The organism is Bacillus spizizenii TU-B-10, assembly GCF_000227465.1.
GTDB lineage: Bacteria > Bacillota > Bacilli > Bacillales > Bacillaceae > Bacillus > Bacillus spizizenii.
In genome coordinates, this window is sequence record NC_016047.1 from 3,193,207 (window position 1) to 3,208,149 (window position 14,943).

Annotated in this window: 21 protein-coding genes and 1 pseudogene; 6 read left to right on the forward strand and 16 right to left on the reverse strand. The window is 41.0% G+C overall.

Translation table 11 applies throughout. The features are described from left to right. Positions 1 to 5 precede the first annotated feature (5 nt). From GYO_RS38025 to mnhG, 3 genes are read left to right on the forward strand one after another with little or no spacing between them, the layout of a single operon-like run. Positions 6 to 482, forward strand: coding sequence for a Na+/H+ antiporter subunit E (locus GYO_RS38025; RefSeq protein ID WP_014114979.1), 477 nt, complete (start codon positions 6 to 8; stop codon positions 480 to 482). Continuing rightward, a complete protein-coding gene (locus GYO_RS38030) occupies positions 482 to 766 on the forward strand; it encodes a Na(+)/H(+) antiporter subunit F1 (RefSeq protein ID WP_014114980.1) in 285 nt (94 codons plus the stop codon). The genes GYO_RS38025 and GYO_RS38030 overlap by 1 nt, the downstream gene beginning before the upstream one ends. Beyond that, positions 750 to 1,124, forward strand: a complete 375-nt coding sequence (gene mnhG, locus GYO_RS38035; protein WP_014114981.1) for a monovalent cation/H(+) antiporter subunit G — start codon at positions 750 to 752, stop codon at positions 1,122 to 1,124. Before GYO_RS38030 ends, mnhG begins: the two co-directional genes overlap by 17 nt. A 38-nt stretch (positions 1,125 to 1,162) precedes the next feature. Here the strand turns inward: mnhG and GYO_RS38040 are convergent, their stop codons facing one another. From GYO_RS38040 to degQ, 6 genes are all read right to left on the reverse strand, one after another. After that, positions 1,163 to 1,543, reverse strand: a complete 381-nt coding sequence (locus GYO_RS38040) for a hotdog fold thioesterase (protein ID WP_003220719.1) — start codon at positions 1,541 to 1,543, stop codon at positions 1,163 to 1,165. A 15-nt stretch (positions 1,544 to 1,558) separates the two neighbouring features. Then, positions 1,559 to 2,203 carry a two-component system response regulator ComA gene (comA, locus tag GYO_RS38045; RefSeq protein WP_003220716.1) on the reverse strand — a complete coding sequence of 215 codons (645 nt, stop codon included), beginning with the start codon at positions 2,201 to 2,203 and terminating at the stop codon, positions 1,559 to 1,561. Between the two features lie 80 nt (positions 2,204 to 2,283). Further along, entirely contained in the window at positions 2,284 to 4,596 is a 2,313-nt protein-coding gene (locus tag GYO_RS38050; protein WP_014114982.1) for a sensor histidine kinase, read from the reverse strand. 15 nt (positions 4,597 to 4,611) lie between these two features. After that, a complete protein-coding gene (gene comX / locus GYO_RS38055; protein WP_014114983.1) occupies positions 4,612 to 4,833 on the reverse strand; it encodes a competence pheromone ComX in 222 nt (73 codons plus the stop codon). Next, entirely contained in the window at positions 4,830 to 5,699 is an 870-nt protein-coding gene (locus tag GYO_RS38060) for a polyprenyl synthetase family protein (protein ID WP_014114984.1), read from the reverse strand. The genes comX and GYO_RS38060 overlap by 4 nt, the downstream gene beginning before the upstream one ends. Before the next feature lie 184 nt (positions 5,700 to 5,883). Continuing rightward, on the reverse strand, positions 5,884 to 6,024 hold the full coding sequence (gene degQ, locus GYO_RS38065) for a degradation enzyme regulation protein DegQ (protein ID WP_003220708.1): 141 nt from the start codon (positions 6,022 to 6,024) through the stop codon (positions 5,884 to 5,886). A 221-nt stretch (positions 6,025 to 6,245) separates the two neighbouring features. On the opposite strand from degQ, the gene GYO_RS43830 reads away from it, so the two are divergent. After that, positions 6,246 to 6,371, forward strand: coding sequence for a hypothetical protein (locus tag GYO_RS43830; protein WP_014114985.1), 126 nt, complete (start codon positions 6,246 to 6,248; stop codon positions 6,369 to 6,371). A 114-nt stretch (positions 6,372 to 6,485) separates the two neighbouring features. Then, positions 6,486 to 6,854: a YuzC family spore coat inner layer protein gene (locus GYO_RS38070; protein ID WP_014114986.1), complete on the forward strand. Its 369-nt coding sequence runs from the start codon at positions 6,486 to 6,488 to the stop codon at positions 6,852 to 6,854. Here GYO_RS38070 and pdeH read toward each other — a convergent pair. From pdeH to GYO_RS38105, 7 genes are all read right to left on the reverse strand, one after another. Then, entirely contained in the window at positions 6,830 to 8,059 is a 1,230-nt protein-coding gene (pdeH, locus tag GYO_RS38075; protein WP_014114987.1) for a cyclic di-GMP phosphodiesterase, read from the reverse strand. The two genes, GYO_RS38070 and pdeH, sit on opposite strands and share 25 nt — an antisense overlap. Before the next feature lie 135 nt (positions 8,060 to 8,194). Continuing rightward, on the reverse strand, positions 8,195 to 9,667 hold the full coding sequence (locus GYO_RS38080) for a nicotinate phosphoribosyltransferase (protein WP_014114988.1): 1,473 nt from the start codon (positions 9,665 to 9,667) through the stop codon (positions 8,195 to 8,197). Between the two features lie 15 nt (positions 9,668 to 9,682). After that, positions 9,683 to 10,234 carry a cysteine hydrolase family protein gene (locus GYO_RS38085; RefSeq protein ID WP_014114989.1) on the reverse strand — a complete coding sequence of 184 codons (552 nt, stop codon included), beginning with the start codon at positions 10,232 to 10,234 and terminating at the stop codon, positions 9,683 to 9,685. Positions 10,235 to 10,330: 96 nt separating this feature from the next. After that, positions 10,331 to 10,729 (reverse strand): YueI family protein, encoded by a 399-nt coding sequence (locus GYO_RS38090; RefSeq protein WP_014114990.1) that lies wholly within the window; start codon positions 10,727 to 10,729, stop codon positions 10,331 to 10,333. A gap of 71 nt (positions 10,730 to 10,800) precedes the next feature. Continuing rightward, positions 10,801 to 11,049, reverse strand: coding sequence for a YueH family protein (locus tag GYO_RS38095; RefSeq protein ID WP_014114991.1), 249 nt, complete (start codon positions 11,047 to 11,049; stop codon positions 10,801 to 10,803). 72 nt (positions 11,050 to 11,121) lie between these two features. Further along, on the reverse strand, positions 11,122 to 11,343 hold the full coding sequence (locus GYO_RS38100) for a spore germination protein (RefSeq protein WP_014114992.1): 222 nt from the start codon (positions 11,341 to 11,343) through the stop codon (positions 11,122 to 11,124). Positions 11,344 to 11,402: 59 nt separating this feature from the next. Further along, positions 11,403 to 12,512 carry an AI-2E family transporter gene (locus GYO_RS38105; RefSeq protein ID WP_014114993.1) on the reverse strand — a complete coding sequence of 370 codons (1,110 nt, stop codon included), beginning with the start codon at positions 12,510 to 12,512 and terminating at the stop codon, positions 11,403 to 11,405. 114 nt (positions 12,513 to 12,626) lie between these two features. Here GYO_RS38105 and GYO_RS38110 point away from each other — a divergent pair. Further along, positions 12,627 to 13,013: pseudogene (locus GYO_RS38110) on the forward strand (DUF2283 domain-containing protein). 40 nt (positions 13,014 to 13,053) lie between these two features. Here the strand turns inward: GYO_RS38110 and GYO_RS38115 are convergent. From GYO_RS38115 to GYO_RS38125, 3 genes are all read right to left on the reverse strand, one after another. After that, positions 13,054 to 13,290: a YuzF family protein gene (locus tag GYO_RS38115; protein WP_014114995.1), complete on the reverse strand. Its 237-nt coding sequence runs from the start codon at positions 13,288 to 13,290 to the stop codon at positions 13,054 to 13,056. A 186-nt stretch (positions 13,291 to 13,476) separates the two neighbouring features. After that, on the reverse strand, positions 13,477 to 14,007 hold the full coding sequence (locus GYO_RS38120) for an HD domain-containing protein (protein WP_014114996.1): 531 nt from the start codon (positions 14,005 to 14,007) through the stop codon (positions 13,477 to 13,479). Between the two features lie 196 nt (positions 14,008 to 14,203). Next, positions 14,204 to 14,935: a (S)-benzoin forming benzil reductase gene (locus GYO_RS38125; RefSeq protein ID WP_014114997.1), complete on the reverse strand. Its 732-nt coding sequence runs from the start codon at positions 14,933 to 14,935 to the stop codon at positions 14,204 to 14,206. Positions 14,936 to 14,943 lie beyond the last annotated feature (8 nt).

The following is a 14,943-nucleotide window of genomic DNA, read 5'->3' on the forward strand; positions in this document are numbered from 1 at the left end:
ATCGCATGGCATTTCAAATTTTATTAAATGTGTTTCTCGCTTTTTGCTGGATGTTCTTGAGCAATAGTCCAAGCGCCGCAGGATTCTTCACAGGCTATATTCTGGGGATGCTCTCTCTCTTTTTCTTCCGGCGCTTTTTTACTCGCCAGTTTTATCTATGGAAAATGTTTTCTATCATCAAACTCCTTTTGATTTTTTTAAAGGAACTGTACCTTGCCAATGTCAGTGTGCTGAAATCAGTCCTATCGCCGAAGCTGAATATCAGACCGGGCATTTTCGCTTTTAAAACAGAGCTTACGACGGATTGGGAAATCACCCTGCTGTCACTGCTTATTACATTAACGCCGGGAACCTTGGTGATGGACATTTCAGATGACAGGACGATTCTTTATATTCACGCGATGGATATTGAGGATGCGGAAAAGGCCATTTTTGATATTCGGGAGTCATTTGAAAAAGCCATACAGGAGGTGAGCCGCTGATGTTTACGCTGATTCTGCAACTCGCGCTCGGCATTATGGCAGTGTCTACCTTTTTGTATGTCATTCGTGTTATTAAAGGGCCGACTGTGCCTGACCGGGTCGTGGCTCTGGATGCAATCGGCATCAATCTGATCGCGATCACGGCGCTTGTCTCCATTTTGCTGAAAACAAGTGCGTTTCTGGATATTATTTTGCTGCTGGGGATTTTATCATTTATCGGAACGATCGCATTTTCCAAGTTCCTGGAGAAAGGAGAGATTATCGAAAATGATCGAAATCGCTAAGGTCGTTGTGGCTGTATTCATTTTGCTTGGCGCACTTGTGTGCCTCGTTGCTTCATTAGGAGTAATTCGCCTTCCCGATGTGTTTACACGTTCTCATGCTGCATCTAAAGGCTCAACGTTGGGCGTCAATATGATTCTGCTTGGTGTCTTCTTCTATTTGTGGTTTGTGACGGGGAACATTTCCGCTAAAATTCTGCTCGGGATTCTCTTTATCTTTATTACGTCGCCTGTCGGAGGACACTTGATCTGCCGTGCCGCGTACAACTCCGGCGTCAAGCTTAATGAGAGAAGCGTACAGGATGACTATAACGGGATCAGAAACTTTGTGATTAAACGAAAAGAGGATTCTTACTTATAAAAATAAGCAGCCGGACAGGCAGAGTTCCGGCTGTTTTTTTATTTTTTGATGACAGCCAGCGTGCATCTGGAGATACAGATCAGCCTCTCTTGCTCGTCATAAATGTGAATTTGATAGACAATAGTCGTTCTGCCTATATGAACGGGTTCGGCTACTGCCTTTACCGTTCCTTCCTTTACGGATTTTAAATGGTTAGCGTTAATTTCCAAACCGACACAAGCTTGTGTTGTGTGATCAATCAGATTCTGCGCACCTGCGCTCGCCGCGGTTTCCGCCAGAGCCACTGAAGCGCCTCCATGCAAATATCCGAACGGCTGCACCGTCCGATGATCCACTGGCATGACTGCAACGCATCGTTCCGCTGTGTTTTCAACAATCTCAATACCAAGCGCTTCAAGCAATGTGTGTTTCGTATCCATCATATCCCCCCTTATTTAAAGTACACCGTCTGATTTCGCAATCAAAACCGCTTCCGTCCGGGAACCGACATTCAGCTTATTGAAAATCGATGTCAGGCTGTATTCAATGGACCGCTTGCTTAAATGAAGTGCATCTGCGATTTCTTGGTTTGTAAATCCCTTTTCAACTTCTTGAAGAATCAGGCATTCTCTAGGTGTGAGCACATCTTGTTCTTTTTGAGAGGAAGGAGCCGGCTTTGTTTTTTGCTGAGTCATCAGCTGTTTAAAGTAAGCAAAATCGACTAAAATTTCTCCATTGAGTACGTGGTATATGTATTGGGTGATCTTTTCTTTAGATTCCGTTTTGCTGATGGCACCGTGCAGTCCCGCACGAATCGCTTCCTCAAAATAATCCTCAACCTCATAACCGGTATACACGATAATTTTACAATGAGGATTCTCTTGTAATATCTGTTTAGAAAGCTCCATCCCATTGACCTCGCCGCCTAAATTCAGATCCATTAAAATGAGATCATATGACGAGAAATCATGCTGCTTGATAAACTGTTCGCTCGGTTCAGGACTGAGACAATCAACAGACAGATTCGAATCCGTTTCCAAAATTGTCTTGGTGCCTTCCATGACAGCCGGATGGTCATCAATCACTAGTATCTTTTTCATGTTTTCCTCCCTTTTACTCACTCATTTCCATTTTATAAAAAAGACTTGGCCTGTGCCAAGTCGTTTCCGTTATAAAACCATTACAATTCGATTTCAATATCAGCCTTAAAGCCCTTTCCTTCACTTGTTTCAATCCGAAGGCGTCCATCTAAAGCCCTGACTCTCTCCTTAATGCCAGAAAGCCCCATACTCATGGAATGTTCATTATTTTTTTCTTGATCAAACCCTACGCCATCGTCCTCATAATGAAGAACGATTTTGTTTTGAATACTGATGAGCATAATCAGCACATCCGTCACCTGGGAGTGCTTGACCGCATTAGACAGAAACTCTTGAATGATCCGGTACAAATTCAACTGCGAATCCAGATCAAGCGAAGCCGTAAATCTGCCGGTATTTAAACGGATATGAAACGGAACCCGCTCCTGCTGCTGCGCCACCAGCTTGGACAGCGCCTTCACCAGCCCAAGATCATACAGAAGCTGCGGCCGCAGCTCATGACACGTCTCCCTCGTCATCGAAATCACATCAGACATCTGCTCATTCATCTGTACAAGCTTGTCCTGTACCTCTTCCTGACACGGATTATTATCCTTCTTAAAATCAGCCAAAAACAGCTCACACTGGCGCTTTAATGAAATCAAATCCTGAAGAACAGAATCGTGGAGATCGCGGGCGAGATCAGAACGTTGTTTTTCTTCGATCGTGTACATGAGTTTTTTGAGCCAGACGGGGTTTGATTCTTGTTGTTTTAAATCCTCAAGATGCATCATCAATTCTTCAATTTTCATGACGTTTTCCAATGAAACACTTGTATAGAACGCTAATGTTTGAAGCCAAGCAATTTCATCTCTTGTTAATTTAAAAGTATTATAACTTGAGAAACAGAGTACTAAAAATGATCTGTCTCCTCGTTCACCTATTTTAATAATAAAACCTTGTTTAAACTCTTTAATTTTACCGATATCACCAGAAAATTTTTTCACATATTGCTCATGATTTTTATAAGTCATATCTTTAAAGTTGTTCTTACTAAGGAGGGTGATTTCCCCTTTAGAATTATCATACACGCAAGCATTATCTATGTTTAATACTTCTAGGATTGTATTTTTAAAGTGATTAAGTACTTGATCTACCGATGATGCTTGCTTAATTAACTGAGTAAATTTAAAAATTCCATCTTGATAATTAAATTTCTCTGTAAATCTTTTCAACTTGAAACGAAAATCAATGATTTCTTTAAAGTAAAAGACAGCAAACATAAGCAAATATATTACAACTGTTAGTTTAACGGAGTAAAAGTTATCTTCTGGTTTTTGAATGTAATTAAATATGGTGACCACAATAACAGTAGGAGTAATGGCTAAAAATCCATAGTACTTAAGCCGTCCTACAACAAAGTCAATATTATAAAGTCTATTTGTCATAAATTGATACACTAAAGAAAAAGGTATAACAAGGGTAAAAGCTGCCAAACTAAAGGGTGAAAGATACTTATCAAACAACACATAGGGAATAACAAAAAAGATAATAAAGGGACTAAAAGACAGGATATTTATATAAGCAAGGATTTTTAAAATTGACTTTTGCTCATTTTGTTTGATTTTTCTAATCCCTTGATGGATAAGAATACATACAGTAAGGACTAGGACAAAAAAGGAAATCAAGTTCAAGTTAGACAAAAAAGCCGAAGAATTTAATCTATTACTCAAAACAGCTTCTAGTAACAGGTTTACGAGTGGAAGTATATACATAATGATTAAAATCTTCTTTTTGAATAACTTAGTGCCCAATTCCGCAAAGTATTTATATATGAAATGTATATATAAAATTGGACAACTTACTAAAGTAAGGACAAGCAGGTAAGTGCTGACCTCTTCACCTCTTCTTGCCCCGCAGGCACTTACATATGCTACTGATACAAATAACAAAAATAAGATTAAAACAAAAGCAGAAGGTGATTTTCTTACTTTATTTATTCTGTAAACAAAAAATATACAAAATAAACAGATTGAATAAGATATGAGTGGAATGAGATACATAAATAAATTTTCTTCACTTATTAGGCTTACATTTTGTAAATGAAATGATTTATTATCTCTCTCAACAGTTAAGCTTTCTACGTTGACCAATCTTCCGCTTTCTAACTGGATTTCGCTTCCCTTTTGCCCATTAACTTCAAGAATGATGTCACCCTTTTTTACACCTGAATAATATTCATCTGTATAATCCACAACTTTGGTAACCTCTAACTTACCCTGTTCATTAATCTTCACATCCGCACCTACAAAGATATTAAAAACAGAAATATAAGAGAGGTAGATAACATAAACAAAACTTAAAATAATAAAAGCTAGAGACAAATATTTATAGAAGTTATTATTTCTGTGCATCTCATCATCCCATAATTAAATAAAACTTTTTCTTTTATCATCCTCAAAAAAACTACTGATAGTTTCTATTGGGGGCCAATTGCTTGTTCTCGGTGCCTCTCCTTCTTCAAACGCATATAATATTGCTTTCTTTTCTTTTTCATTTATATTTAGCAAGGTTAAGTTCCCATTCTTAAATTGATCAAAAGCTTCCGGATTGTTTACTAGATGGCTTATGATTTTATCGATATGTTTCAATTTATATTCCCCCTTAATAATTGATCAAGTAGTTTATTCTTTCTTTGTTCATCTAATCTCAGTTTTTTGAATGATTCTTTAAAATTTTCCAGTGCTATATTTTTAATAACATTCAAATATTGGATTACACCTGATTCTTGTAACTTCTTTTTCAATCCATCCATATTATTTATCTGATTATTTTCTTGCGCATAAAAATTTAATAAGTCAATCGATGATTGGTTATATTTATTTTTTAGATAGTAGAAGGCAAGATTGTGTCTAGTTTTTATGTCATTATTGTCAGGATAATATAGCCCATGGTGATCATTCGCAATTTGCTCGACTATGCCCAAATAACGTGAATACTCCTCGACTGTTTCATTAAATTCTCCAGTTGCCAAATATACACCAAGAACACTAGGCAATGTTACAAGAGAACCTGACTTAAGTTTAATCATTTCAATATACTCTGATTCTGAAGAGACTGTTACATTTAAATCTGCATGTTGCCCTTGTAAAGATTGAAGTGAATATTGTAAAGTAAGACTTAAAAGTTTTGGATTATTCGAGACTGAACTTATCACTTGCAGACTCAATGTATAAAGTGCAGTTGCTGCGTTAATCACTATCGAAGGATCTATTTTCATCCAAGAAGCCTGAAGATTGTCCTTATCCTCAATATCGTCAAAAATGTCAGCAGATAAAATTAAAAGTTCTATACCAGAAGCCAACAACTCAATTGCTGTAACATCTTTTCCGTCAAATGCTATGTAATGGTGATAAGCTAATTCTGCAAATGAAAATTGTTTTTTTTCTTCAATAAAAGATATAAGTTTTGTTTTTAAGTCTTCATTTAAAATATTTTCATCTACAATCTCCTTCATTTTCTCCTTGATTCGGACAGAATCTAAACATATCTGCTCAATAACGACTTCCCCCCTCCCATTCCATTTTACTAAATGGGACATTTAAAGGACAGCAGGTTTTTCGTTTTTTAACAATCATATAATACTTTATCCTTTTATTGTATGGGAAGAACGAAAAAAAAGACTTGTTTCCAAGTCTTTTTCACGAAATTTTCATTGCGTAATTGTATTTATCGAGCTGATCAATGCTTTTGTTAATGTTTCGTAATGAATCTGTCGTTTCTTTAATATCAAGTTCGAGTCGGAATAACAATTGTTTTACTTCTTCAAGTTTCTTTTCCATCGTTTCCACACTCCTTTTTTTGAAAGATCAATGAATTGTGTATGGTGAACGAGTCCTAGGTATTTGATCTGTTACTAATAGTGTATCTGCTTTCGGCTTATTTTTCACCGAAAAGTATACAAAAAAGTCCTGCGTGACACCGCAAATCTCAATAGGCCCTTATGCTCAAAGGGATCACAACGAGAACGGGACTATCTTTCTATGCGGAAGAGCGTTAATATGTGCTGAAATTGAGAAAGATTCTTAATCTCCTTGATTTTAACGGGTTTCGCATTTTTACTAAGCAAGACTATAGTCCTTGGTACTGTATTTTCAAAAATGAATATGCGATTCTTGGCGTATCCTGACCGACAAACACCGAAAAAGACCGCAACGCTAAAGTTGTGGCCTTTTCGCTTTGTCATATTCGGCAATTAAGGATCTATACATATAGAAACATCCCTTTTGTGTGAGGTGCTCCCATGAGTTATCGTTATCCTTGGTTTTACGCCTATCCGTATGAGATTCGCCGCCCTCCAGCTTCTCCTGCCAATCCAGATGTCTTTATCCGTTCAGCGAGGGAGGCGTCAGGGCTGTTCGCCGATGCCCAGCTTGTTCTCAGTCGCATTGCGGGCTCGCGGGAGCTCTCGCACCGCATTCTGACCGCAGCCGAGCAGTCAGACAAACAATCTGTAAAGCGCCTAATCAAACAAATGGGCGTACGGCATGAAGTGGATACGGTCTTTAATCCCGACGGCATCTACATCACCCTCATCGGGACGCAAAGCCGAATGATTCTTGCTTTGCGGTGGTCAGAGGACCGCAATCATTTTGCGTCCATCAGATTATGACACCACTCCAGAGCTTCAAGGTAACATTCATACGCTTCTTCTTTATCCAGTTCTTTGCCTAATTCTGTGCAAGTGTCCCAGTTGTTGCTTTCAATTAATTTCACAAGCTCAAGCATTTGGTAATAGTCGTTTTGATGGCCTAATAACGCTTGCCCGACTTCATCTTTTAAAGGCAATTCTTGAATAATCTCCTCTATTTCTCGGTGCAGCAGGGTGTCTATGAGAGAAAACATTCCGATCAGCATATAAGACGCAGGCTGCGGCCGGGCTGTTTTTCTCGCCAGCAGCTCACAAAGCTTTGCTCTCATCAAAGAAATCTTAATGATCTCGTGCTTGCTGGAATGCCCTTTTCTGCTTAAATCCTTAAAGGAAAGAATGTATATCCATCGTTTGATTTCATTAAACCCAAGCAGCATAATGGCCTGTTGAATACTTTCAATTTTCTGGCTCAAACGGCTGTGGGATGAGTTTAAAAATTTTAGGATTTGATAGGACAGTGATAAATCCCGCTCTATGTATTCGGTCACACGCTTTATGTTAGGCTGTTCTTTGCTCAATTCGTTAAGCAGTTCATAGTAAGAATAGAAATGAGTCGACAGATCATGCCCGCTGATGATGCGCGGTTCGCTGAAAAAGTAGCCCTGGAATAATTGAAAGCCGTCTTGTGCCGCTTGTTTATATTCTTTTCGGGTCTCTACTTTTTCCGCTAAAAAAATCAAGCCTCTGCAGCCGTAGGTTTGCAAAATTTTTCTGCGTTCCATTCGTGTTGTTTTGAGAAAATCAATTTTCAATATATCAATATAGCTCATGAGCTTTTCCAATAAGCCTTCATTTTGCGGGTTTATTGCATAAAAATCATCAAGTGCCAGCATATACCCCATTTTTTTCAGCTCTTTGCATCTTGAGATGAGGGCCGGCGTGATCGGTATATCTTCAAGGATTTCAATGACAAGCTGTTTCGGATTGAAGGAGGTAGGAAGGTTCGAAAACATCAGGCTTTCCGTAAAATTAACAAAACAGCGTTTCCCTTCCGTCAGCTTCTCAATTCCGATGTTTAAAAAGCTGTTGATTACTAAATCTGTTGTTGCCTGATCGCCGTCTTTCGCGCTATATACATTCTCTTCGCTTTCTCTATACAGCAGTTCATAAGCAACAACCTGTTCTTTTCTATTAAAAATAGGCTGTCTTGCAACAAACACCCTCATTGATTTATCCCCCTTACAATACGCGCAGCTTTCACCCTTAAGTATATCAAATAATTTGACGAAAATTGTCTAAACATGAAAAATAATATATTCAAAAAGAAAACTGGCCCTTCGCGAACGAAAGGCCAGTTTTCTTTATTCTTCCTCAAGCTCTTCATCAAGTCTGCTTTTCACTTCGTGAATCCGCTGCATTTTATTGCTCCAGCAGTCCTCGCTTAAATCTACCGGATATTCCTCCGGCTTGCTGATTCTCTTATACTCCTCCCACAGCAGGCTGAGGTTATCCTGCACATACTGCTGTATGTCTGAGATCTCAGGGTTTTGGTAGCAGAGAATGCCCTTTTCAAAAATCAGCTCATGAAGATCCTTCGCATAAAAATTCGTGACAAATTTGCTGATGAATGTATGAACCGGGTGGAACATTCTGAGCCGCTTCTGATCATTCACCTGCTCATCATATAGCGCAATATAGTCGCCTTCAGAATGATGATTGGACTGATTGATAATGCGGTACACTTTCTTTCTGCCCGGTGTTGTCACTTTTTCAGGATTGGACGAAATTTTGATCGTGTCGACCATTTTCCCGTCTTCTTCAATGGCAACGAGTTTGTAAACCGCGCCGAGAGCCGGCTGGTCATAGGCCGTGATCAGCTTCGTACCGACACCCCAGACATCAATGCGCGCTCCCTGAGCCTTTAAATTCATAATGGTATGCTCATCCAAATCGCTTGAAGCAATGACTTTCGCATCTGTAAATCCTGCTTCATCGAGCATTTTCCGGGCTTTTTTTGACAGGTACGCCAAATCGCCGCTGTCCAGGCGGATGCCGATGAAATTAATGCGGTCTCCGAATTCCTTGGCCACTCTAATCGCATTCGGCATGCCTGAGCGAAGCGTGTCATACGTGTCGACTAAGAAGACGCAATCCTTATGCGTTTCCGCGTATTTTTTGAAAGCTGTATATTCATCACGGTAAGCCTGCACAAGCGCATGCGCATGCGTGCCGGATACCGGGATATTAAAGCGCTTTCCGGCTCTTACATTGCTTGTCGCGCTGAATCCGCCGATTAAGGCTGCTCTCGCTCCCCACATGGCTGCATCCATTTCATGCGCCCGTCTTGTTCCGAATTCAAGTGCGACTTCATCGCCGATGACGCCTTTAATCCGGGCAGCCTTTGTTGCGATTAATGTTTGGTAGTTCACAATGTTGAGCAAAGCCGTTTCAATCAGCTGCGCTTCTACAAGGGGGGCTTCCACCCTCATAATCGGCTCATTGTTAAATACGAGCTCTCCTTCTTTCATGGAGTAAAGTGAACCTGTAAACGTTAAACCACGCAAATATTCAATAAAATCTTCATGATACCCGAGTTCTTCCTGTAAATAATTCAGGTCACTATCCGTAAACTTAAAATTTTCCAGGTATTCGATGGCTTTTTCCAAACCTGCAAACACCGCATAACCATTTTCAAACGGAAGCCTTCTGAAAAAAAGCTCAAAAATGGCTTTCTTTTCATGAATGCCGTCTCTCCAGTAAGTTTCTGCCATATTGATTTGATAAAGGTCTGTATGTAATGACAGGCTGTCATCTTTAAATCCATACTCTAACACTGTTTTTCCCCTTCCTTACTCTGCCACTTGCGCTCCGATGCTGTTTGCAAAATGGGAAAGAGCCCACGTGTGCCCCTCCTGATTAAAGCTGGCAACAGCCTGTTTGTGCACAACAATCCGAAAACCTTTGTTGTAAGCGTCAACCGCTGTATGCAACACACAAATATCTGTGCAGACACCGGCAAGATGCAGTTCGTCAATCTGCCGCTCTCTGAGTTTGAGCTCTAAATCAGTTCCCGCAAAAGCAGAATATCTCGTTTTTTCCATGTAGTAAACATTTGGTTCATGTTCATGTTGCTGATATAGAGGCAAAAGCTTTCCGTACAGATCTTTTCCATCCGTGCCTTTAATATTATGCGGAGGAAAAAGACGGGTTTCAGGGTGATATTGATCCCCTTCATCATGAGAATCTACTGCTAATACGACGTAATCACCGTTTGTGATGAATTCTTCAGTCAAATTGACGATCGCCTCTTCAATCATTCTGCCGGGCTCCCCGCAGGTCAATTTTCCGTCACTCGCCACAAAATCATTCGTATAATCAATACAAATAAGTGCTTTTTTCATAGCCGGCCTCCCCGCCATCAGTATGAGAACATTATATCTTATCTCCAGTTGTAAGTGAATTGCCATGAATAAAAAGACAAACGGTCCGTTTGTCTCTTAAGGTTTCAGCACTGACCGGTTAAAAATGTCGTCCTGAATATATATCAATTCACGATTCACAGCGATGTCTGCCGCAATGACAAGGCCTAAAGGCGTATGAAACTGAAGATCTGATACGATCTTGAAGTGCACTCCGTTCCGGTTCGCCATTTGGATATAGGGAGAGTACGACTGATACTGAAGCTCTCCATTAATCAAAAGGGTTATGTTTTTGCTGTTTTTCAGCGCCTGCTCCGCTTCTTCATACGGTTTGCTTCTGAGCACCTGCCCTTTCGTCAATGCCAAAAGCACTCTTTCCCTTAATGAGCCTAAAAACAAATGGCGCTCGTCAGGCTTTGTCTCCAAGGGCCCGTACATTCCTTGCTGCAAATAGAGATCCATTTTTTCATCACTCAAAAGCTTGTCCTCCCGTCTTGTTTGTCTTCATTATCACCTGATCAGGCAGGAGCTAAACTTTCAAGGGCGGTTTACATTTCTGTTACCCAATGAATGATTTTTTTGGCCAGCTCACCAGCCGGTTCTTCCTCTGTATGCCGGCGCAAAGAAGCTTCCAGCCGTTCAGGCAGAGATGCTTTATCTTCTTCATAAGAAATGATCGTACTCCACTCCAGCTGCGGAACCGCTACTAACGTGCGCAGTTCTTTTCTGTTTTCATGCAGATACACGTCCGTGATCATTCCGGTTTGCGTATTGATATTCGCTTTTCTGATTTTCATAACATGACCTCTCTACTCAAAGACTACCCATATTATACAATAAAAAAGCAACAGCCTCTCCTGAAAAGGCTGTTACCCGTTAAACGAAACTGTTTCATCAATGATATCGGCATCTTTGAAAATCGTTTTACTGTGTTCATTATTGACCTTCATATAATCACCTAATTGAAACGCACCCGATCCTGCGCCTGTGTGATCAACGCTCTTTGGCGAAATCGCAAACACATCTCCAAAGCTGGCCGCTGCATCACCTGATATGGACATAATATAAATCGGACCTACAATCGCAGGCATTTCCCCACCTCCGCATTGATTTACAGCATCATATGCAAAGAGGCGCAAATGGTGCCCGCCTATTCAGCGGACTTGGCGTTTTCTTCAAGGCGTGACCGCTGGCGCAGCTTGATCAAGCGGACAATATTCAGGAAGAATGCCTTCACTACCGCGTAGACCGGCACTGCTAAAATCATGCCGAGAATTCCGCCGAAGCTTCCAGCTCCGATCAACAGCAAAATAATTGTAAGCGGATGCGTATTCAGCCGCTTTCCGATCACGAGAGGAGACAGCAGGTTCCCGTCGAGCTGCTGAACGATGACAACCACAATAATCGCAAACAGTGCTTTGGCCGGAGAGTCCATAAAACCAACAATGACAGCCGGCGCAGCACCGAGGAAAGGCCCGACATAAGGAATGATATTGGTAATCGCCATGACAATCCCAAGAATTAAGGCATACGGCAGCCCGGCAATTAAGTAGCCGATAAAACACGCTGTTCCGACAAAAAGACAGATCAACAGCTGTCCCTGAAAATAAGCCGCAAGCGTATCGGATAAATCTTTAAAAATCTTTAAGCCTTCTGTCCGATAGGAAGCCGGAAGAATTTTTACCGCCAGATGCGGAAAGCGGTGTCCGTCTTTCAGCATATAAAAAAGGATAAATGGAACAGTGATAATAACAAGCGTGATGTTTGTCACGACACCAAACACCGCAGATAAACTGGACGTGATATTTTGCGGCAGGTTTTGGAGAAAGCTTGTCAACGACTGTTCAATTTTTGATATCGATACATAATCCTGATTCATCATCCAGGTAAACCATTGGGAATGGGACATATCTTTTGTGAGCGACTGAATCTGTTTTATATAATCAGGAAGATTGTTAAACAGCCCGGTCACTTGCGATGTTATGACAGGTCCGACTGACGCTGAAACGAAGGCCAGCAAACCGATAAATAGTAAATAGATCAATAGAATGGATAATGTCCGCGGAATTTTTTTCTCAAGCAGGCGGACGACCGGATTAAAAATGAAATACAAAATTCCCGCAATCAGCATCGGGAAAAACAATGTCGAGATAAAAACGATAAACGGCTGAAATACAAATGAAACCTTTGTTGCTACGTAAATAATCAGCAAAACAAATAAAATCTGCAATGTCCAAAAATGGACTTTTGATTTCAACAAGCTTTGTTCCTCCTAGTTTTTCTTTGTCTGTCAGATAAAAGGACTTATACCCCATCATTGTAACAAAAATGAACTCATATCAGAACTCTTAATATAATGAAAGGAGTATTGATGATGCAGGCAGTCACATACGACAGAGATTCACTGGCTTATATCTATGTTCTTCCTCCAAAATAGAGCAGGAATGTACGGTCTGAGGAGCTTAGAGTCAATGATTGCATCCTGCTGGATATCAGCCAAGACGGCAAAATTGCCGGATTCGAATGTTTTGGTGAGGCAGCACTGCTCTGTGCCCCATTTGCCGGGAAATCCAGGCTATATGTAAAAGATTCAGATGGTTATCATTTTCGTGTCCGCCAGCATGCTTCAGTCCGTTCCTGCTATACAGTGTACGGCGTCACTTTTTGTTTTTCAGATGGTGACTATCAAGAATTTGCCGGTTTTGACCTTGACGATACATTGTATCATAGTGCTTTTTTACAGCGCTTAACTGAAAAATAGGACGTCCCGGTGTACGCCTATTTTTCATGCGCAAGCACTGTTAAACCCGCTCACTATAATCTGGCGTAACGGAAATCATGTGCTGCATTCTGATCAAACAAACAGAATTTCGGGCTCCTTCAATGGTGATATGGTCAGGTTTTACATCGATCAGTCTGCCTCTGACCGTATCTCGTACTGTCTGTATCACGAACCTTGAGCCGATGAGCTTTTTAATGGTCTGATAGACATAAGGATCGACTAAAGAGACCAGTTGCGGACTACCTTGGTTGACCATACTTCAATCCCCTTTTGATGTTTTATCTCAGTTTATGCCGCAATTATGGATAATGACACAGGCTTACCTGATAAAACCAGGAACGCGGGGATTTTAGGAGAATATGTTTGGAAGCGGGTGTAAAGGAAATGGTGATGAAGCGGAGACAGCGAAGAGAGCTGGCGCTGTTCCGTGAAAAAAAGGGACTTATACAGGCTTTATCATGGATGCCTGGGCTTGGTCGATTAATCGGTCCAGCTTTTCTATTTTTTTACGTGCAGTTGAAGGATCGATTTGGCGGTAATGATGGTGGCCTCCCGGCTCTTCATCAAGTTCGTCCGCTTTTTTGACAATCTGCTGCAGCGTGTTTTTATCTAATTCGCCTTCAGGTAAATAGGAATCGGTATGAAGCAAAATGGCAAGGGCAATCTCTTTTGCCGCTTTCGGTTCCTCGCCAAGCCGAATCAGAAGCTTATGAGCCCGTTCCGCCCCTTTAATGGCATGAATGTCATTTCTTTTGTATTTCTCATAGTCCCACTTTCCGTCTGTATACCATTCATAATGGCCGATGTCATGCAGCAGCGCCGCTTTTGCAGCTAAATCAGGGTTGATGTCAGCCTTTATAGACAGCCTGTACGCATGGTAAGCGCAGGCAATCGCATGTGCCACGCCGGAACGCTGTAGATATTTTTGTGCAATTGGATGGGTGAAAACATCCATTAATGTAACCTTTCTCATGGAAACCCCTCCTTTAGATATTTTTAGAATCCTAACATAATTTGCAGAGAAACTCAATTCTTATGTCACATCATTTTGTCTTCTAATCATCATTGTTATACCCTAAAAGCAGAGTTTCAGTCAGTATATGCGGCTGTTCAACAGAATGCGAGGGCGATTGACTTTTTTATAAAAAAAAGAGCAGAAAATGTCTGCTCTACAAAAACTCTTTAATATCGTAAATGCGTCCGTTTTCTGTCCCTGTTTCTAATAAAGAAAGCAGTGTGCCGGCAATAAAGGACGGACTGCGAAGGCTTCCTGTTTCATTTAATTTCTGGAAACGTTTAATGTCGTGGAAATCCTTTTTCGATGAAGAACGGATGACAGCTTGCATCTCAGTGTCCATAACACCTGGTGAGAAAGAAATCATGTTCACTGGCAGTTCTTCATCTTCTTGTTCAAATCCGAATGTCCTCGTAAACATGTCGAGCCCGGCTTTTGAGCTGCAATACGCGCTCCATCCCTTATATGGATTTTTGGCGGCGCCTGACGTAATGTTGACAACCGTCTTTTTGCCGCTGTATAAAGCAAACCGTTTTGTAAACAGCTGACTCAAAAGGACGGGCGCAGTCAGGTTCAGCTGATAATGGCGCTGAAGCTCGTCAAGAGACGCTTCGCCGGCGCGTTTGATCGGCGTTACCATTCCGGCGTTATTTATCAGGGTAATACCTGAATAACGATCTGGATTAATGGATGAAAGCAATGTTTCAAATTGCTGTTCAGCTTCTGCGAGATTGATGAGGTTTATTTGATGCTGCGTCAGTTTTTCGTGAGAGACATCCGCTTTCGTTCTGGATAAGGCATGGACTTCATGACCCTTCTCTAAAGCCTGTAATGCAATGGCTTCACCCAGTCCTTTTGACGCTCCGGTGATGATATAAAGTTCCATTGGAAACC

Excerpts from the sequence above, each read along its gene's own strand:
- GYO_RS38025 (WP_014114979.1), top strand. The coding sequence starts at position 6 with ATGGCATTTCAAATTTTATTAAATGTGTTTCTCGCTTTTTGCTGGATG.
- GYO_RS38030 (WP_014114980.1), top strand. The coding sequence starts at position 482 with ATGTTTACGCTGATTCTGCAACTCGCGCTCGGCATTATGGCAGTGTCT.
- mnhG (WP_014114981.1), top strand. The coding sequence starts at position 750 with ATGATCGAAATCGCTAAGGTCGTTGTGGCTGTATTCATTTTGCTTGGC.
- GYO_RS38040 (WP_003220719.1), bottom strand. The coding sequence starts at position 1,543 with ATGGATACGAAACACACATTGCTTGAAGCGCTTGGTATTGAGATTGTT.
- comA (WP_003220716.1), bottom strand. The coding sequence starts at position 2,203 with ATGAAAAAGATACTAGTGATTGATGACCATCCGGCTGTCATGGAAGGC.
- GYO_RS38050 (WP_014114982.1), bottom strand. The coding sequence starts at position 4,596 with ATGCACAGAAATAATAACTTCTATAAATATTTGTCTCTAGCTTTTATT.
- GYO_RS38060 (WP_014114984.1), bottom strand. The coding sequence starts at position 5,699 with ATGAAGGAGATTGTAGATGAAAATATTTTAAATGAAGACTTAAAAACA.
- degQ (WP_003220708.1), bottom strand. The coding sequence starts at position 6,024 with ATGGAAAAGAAACTTGAAGAAGTAAAACAATTGTTATTCCGACTCGAA.
- GYO_RS38070 (WP_014114986.1), top strand. The coding sequence starts at position 6,486 with ATGAGTTATCGTTATCCTTGGTTTTACGCCTATCCGTATGAGATTCGC.
- pdeH (WP_014114987.1), bottom strand. The coding sequence starts at position 8,059 with ATGAGGGTGTTTGTTGCAAGACAGCCTATTTTTAATAGAAAAGAACAG.
- GYO_RS38085 (WP_014114989.1), bottom strand. The coding sequence starts at position 10,234 with ATGAAAAAAGCACTTATTTGTATTGATTATACGAATGATTTTGTGGCG.
- GYO_RS38095 (WP_014114991.1), bottom strand. The coding sequence starts at position 11,049 with ATGAAAATCAGAAAAGCGAATATCAATACGCAAACCGGAATGATCACG.
- GYO_RS38100 (WP_014114992.1), bottom strand. The coding sequence starts at position 11,343 with ATGCCTGCGATTGTAGGTCCGATTTATATTATGTCCATATCAGGTGAT.
- GYO_RS38115 (WP_014114995.1), bottom strand. The coding sequence starts at position 13,290 with ATGGTCAACCAAGGTAGTCCGCAACTGGTCTCTTTAGTCGATCCTTAT.
- GYO_RS38120 (WP_014114996.1), bottom strand. The coding sequence starts at position 14,007 with ATGAGAAAGGTTACATTAATGGATGTTTTCACCCATCCAATTGCACAA.
- GYO_RS38125 (WP_014114997.1), bottom strand. The coding sequence starts at position 14,935 with ATGGAACTTTATATCATCACCGGAGCGTCAAAAGGACTGGGTGAAGCC.